General features: G+C 36.6%; 5 protein-coding genes. 4 read left to right on the top strand and 1 reads right to left on the bottom strand.

The genetic code is table 11. The features are described from left to right. Window positions 1–11: 11 nt before the first annotated feature. From R3333_RS13025 to R3333_RS13010, 4 genes are all read left to right on the top strand, one after another. Window positions 12–146 (top strand): DUF3037 domain-containing protein, encoded by a 135-nt coding sequence (locus R3333_RS13025; protein WP_318959207.1) that lies wholly within the window; start codon window positions 12–14, stop codon window positions 144–146. 172 nt (window positions 147–318) lie between these two features. Next, complete coding sequence (locus R3333_RS13020) at window positions 319–675, top strand: TonB family protein (protein ID WP_318959206.1); 357 nt, start codon at window positions 319–321, stop codon at window positions 673–675. A 385-nt stretch (window positions 676–1,060) separates the two neighbouring features. After that, window positions 1,061–2,653 carry a hypothetical protein gene (locus tag R3333_RS13015; protein WP_318959205.1) on the top strand — a complete coding sequence of 531 codons (1,593 nt, stop codon included), beginning with the start codon at window positions 1,061–1,063 and terminating at the stop codon, window positions 2,651–2,653. 103 nt (window positions 2,654–2,756) lie between these two features. Then, complete coding sequence (locus R3333_RS13010; protein ID WP_318959204.1) at window positions 2,757–3,305, top strand: hypothetical protein; 549 nt, start codon at window positions 2,757–2,759, stop codon at window positions 3,303–3,305. On the opposite strand, the gene R3333_RS13005 is transcribed toward R3333_RS13010, so the two are convergent. Further along, on the bottom strand, window positions 3,306–3,878 hold a 573-nt coding region (locus R3333_RS13005), incomplete at its 5' end, for a HAMP domain-containing sensor histidine kinase (RefSeq protein ID WP_318959203.1).

Genomic DNA, 3,878 nt, shown 5'->3' with positions numbered 1-3,878 from the left:
GAATTGGTGAAATGGATTTGACGGATAGATTTAGATGGTTGGCTGCATCTCGAAGCTCCATCATCCAAACCTCAATGATGCATACAGGTAAAACTGAAAACCCAGAAGAAACACTACAATTACTTTTTGAAGAAACGGTTTTATAAATACGAAGAAACACACCCTTTCCAAGATTCATACTGTACGATTTTGATCACGAAGTGCACGAAAACGGACAACGAGCGTAAATCGTAAGGACTCAAAAAACCCATTTTTACTGGGTTCCTGTTTTATGGCACGACTCTTATATCCTTGTTAGCAAACACAAAAACAAGAGTCATGAAAAAATTAGTCGTACTCCCACTGATGTTTACACTCATCAGTTTTAGCGCTATAAGTGCCGGAGATCCAACAGCAGAAACATGTGTAAATACTACAGAGGTCATTAAATCTTGGGTTCAAGAAATTTTGGAATACCCACCCATGGCCGTAGAACGTCGTCAAGAAGGAACGGTTACAATATCTTTTACCATACACGATGGAAAAATCAATGCTTGGGTAAGCGATGGAGTTTGTAAACTTTTAGACAATGCTGCTCTAGAGGCGGTGAATAAAACCCCATTAAACCAGTTATTGTTGTGCTCAGATCAGGAAGGTGAACAATTTACTTTACCCGTGAAGTTCAGGTTAATATAGAGAACTATGAAAATTCAGATATAAAGGCAATTGACCGTTGGGTTGGTTGTCTTTTTTTATTCGAAATAACTTTGCAAAAAATCTAGAAGATAATCACAAGGCGCTTCCCCGCCGAAAACCTCGTCGGGTCGGGCAATCCGCTAAAGTCCTCTTTATTTACTGCCTTTAACATCGAACTTCTAAAGGCTTCTGAAGTCGCCTTTTCACTTGGTGTTGCAGGGCAGCCAATAAATCCGGGCTATCGCTCCTATCCCTAAGCAATTCGTCACCACCTCACCTCTGGCCTAGAAATTTCGCAAACATGCGAGTGATTAAAAAATCATTTGAAGTTTCTACTTTTCTCCTTAATTTAACATCCACAAAACCAATCACTAAAACACACCTTATGAAATCCTATTTATCCTTAATGTTAAGTGTAATAACCTTTTTAGGTTTTAGTCAAGGACTTAACTACGAATACGGACTCAACGACAATTATGACCAAAGGGCAACGGGTGTTGTAACCCTTGGAAAGTATACTTATTCTGTACATCAAGATTATATTTCCAACTACTATTTCTCCCCCTCTTATCTCACCAAAACCGACACCTTAGGTCAAGTCTTTTGGACACAAGAAATTGCCTACGACAGCAATGAATATTTGTACATTCATGAAATAATCCCTGCAGAAAATGATGGTGTCTATTTACTAATTGAATCTATTTACCATTGTGACATAGCCAATTTCGCCTCTTGGCTCATTCAAAAATTTGATGCCTCAGGAAATCATTTATGGACAAAACCGTGGCCAGGAATAGATATTTTCAACGATAAATGTACTGGACTTACCCTAAATAATTCCAACGACCTTTACTTGAACTTTTCTAACAATTCTAGTTCAAAAATCTATACCTTGAATACCAACGGAATTCTAATGGACAGCATAGCCGTTCCACATTTTAACTTAACTAAAATAACACAGAATAGTAATAATACTTTCCTTGCATCCGAACAAAACAACCTTTACAAGTACTCCGCAACAGGTACTCCGATAAATACAATTTCTTTCAACAGTACTATTACAGATTTCACAACTGTAAGTGATACAATCTACCTCCTCACTACGGACAGTATTTTCTCAATAAATAATAACTTTCAAGTAATTACACAGAACACTGTACAAAATCTATCGAATTACTCACATCTTAAACACAAGGACAACAAACTATCTTTTTTGAGTCATTCAGCCACAGCTCAAAACATCATAACATTTGATCACAACCTGCAATTGGTGAATAACTTTCAAATCCTTACAGCTGTAAATATTGATGACCCTAAAGATTTCAATGAACACCATTTAAGTATTCACTCAAATTTCGAAATAACGAATAGTAATAAAGTCATTAGACAATTAGATTATTCCTTAAATTCTACTCAAAATAATTCAGTGAATAGAACAGATATAGGTGTGAGCAACCTAAACATCACACAAATAGACATCTCGGACATACCAACTGTCAACGGGTTATATTCAGTTAAAATATATGCTCAAGCTTTATTAAAAAATTACGGAAATTACCCCCTCAACACATGCAGACTAAACCATCACCAAGGACCTCACGTAGCCTGTGGAGAAATCTATTACACACAAGAATTTAACAACCTAAACATATTACCTGGAGACTCTGCCTGGATTGATTTAGGAGTAATTTTCAATCATCAAAGTTATTATCAACCCAGTATAGACTCAATCTTCAGAAACACATGTGTATACTCAAGTCACCCAAACAACCTTACGGATTTAAACATCACCAATGATGAATATTGCCGAGAAATCACCCTAGGCTATATCGGTATTAAGGAACCACAAATCAACAAGAAAAAAGAACTCGTTAAAGTTGTAGACATCCTAGGTAGAGAAACAACCATCAAACCCAATGAGCTCTTGATTTACATGTACAGTGACGGAAGCACGGAGAAAGTTTATTTTTCTGAATAGAAGGATTCACCTCCCTATATAGTAATTCAATAAAATCCGTTAAGAGATAAAATTTGGCGCATTCCCTACAAATCAATAACTTACCTACAAAAAACAACTCACTATGCGCCAATATTTGCCATACGCTATTGTAGGAGCTCTCGTAGTAGGACTGTTCTTTTTATTGAGCTCTGGAACAAATACTAAAGTTACCCCAGATAAGGAAGGGAATTACAACTTAAAAATGAACAAAGTTTACCTCCTCGGTGGAGCTTTTGCTCTTTTGGTATTCATTGGTATTAATATTTTATTGCTTTCAAAAATGACCTTTGATCACTTCTCGGAAGATCATGTCATTTTCATAGTAGATCTTTTTATCATTCCAGCAGCAATTTACGCGATGATGAGTTATTACCGTCATAAACTCACCTTTAACTCAGACGAATTCACGATTTATAAAACCAATGGGCATAGCTACACCCTAAACTGGGAAGATTTACAGGACGTAACCTACAACGCGTTTAGTGCGAAAATCTTTGTCACCACCAAAAAACATGGAAAAATAGGCATCAATCAATATCTGATAGGGTTCAAAAGTTTTATTGAAATGCTAGACAGTAGAACGGACATTCAAAATGTAACACTACTCAAAACAAAATTAAGAATGGATTAGCTATCCCCTTCCTTTTGGAATTCTAATACTAAAGGTGGTGAATGGTGCTTTTTCTCTCACCCAATTAATTTGTCCTTTATGCTTAGCTAATATTTGACGCGCCACACTCAAACCTATACCACTCCCCTCCTCTTGGGTGGTGTAAAAAGGCAAGAAGATGTAAGGCAGTGCTTCCTCTGGAATTCCTCCACCATTATCTTTAAACAAAATCAGGAACTCGGATTTCATTTCACTCAACTCCACGCGCAACTTGGGATAACGAACTTTATTTCTATCAAAGGCCTGTAAACTATTGAACAGTAAATTTTCAAACACATGCATCAATTGCTTTTCATCTCCAAAAAGAACAAAGTCTTCAAAATCACCTTCCCTTCTGTAATCCACCCCTTCCAATTGTTTCGCATTTAGTCGTTCTAACTTCTCAAACAAGGAAGCAAGCGAGAAATAATCTTTTTGAGGAGTAGTAATACGAACCAGTTTCCTGTATTTATCGGTAAATTCTAGCAAACTATCACACCTATTCTCTATGACACTTAAAGCCGATTTAAAATCATTCCTAACCTCATCATTTGG

The sequence above is a fragment of the Lishizhenia sp. genome, assembly GCF_033720595.1.
GTDB lineage: Bacteria > Bacteroidota > Bacteroidia > Flavobacteriales_D > Crocinitomicaceae > Lishizhenia.
Note: the sequence above shows the minus strand (reverse complement) of the source record. Positions and strands in the feature narration are given on the sequence as shown.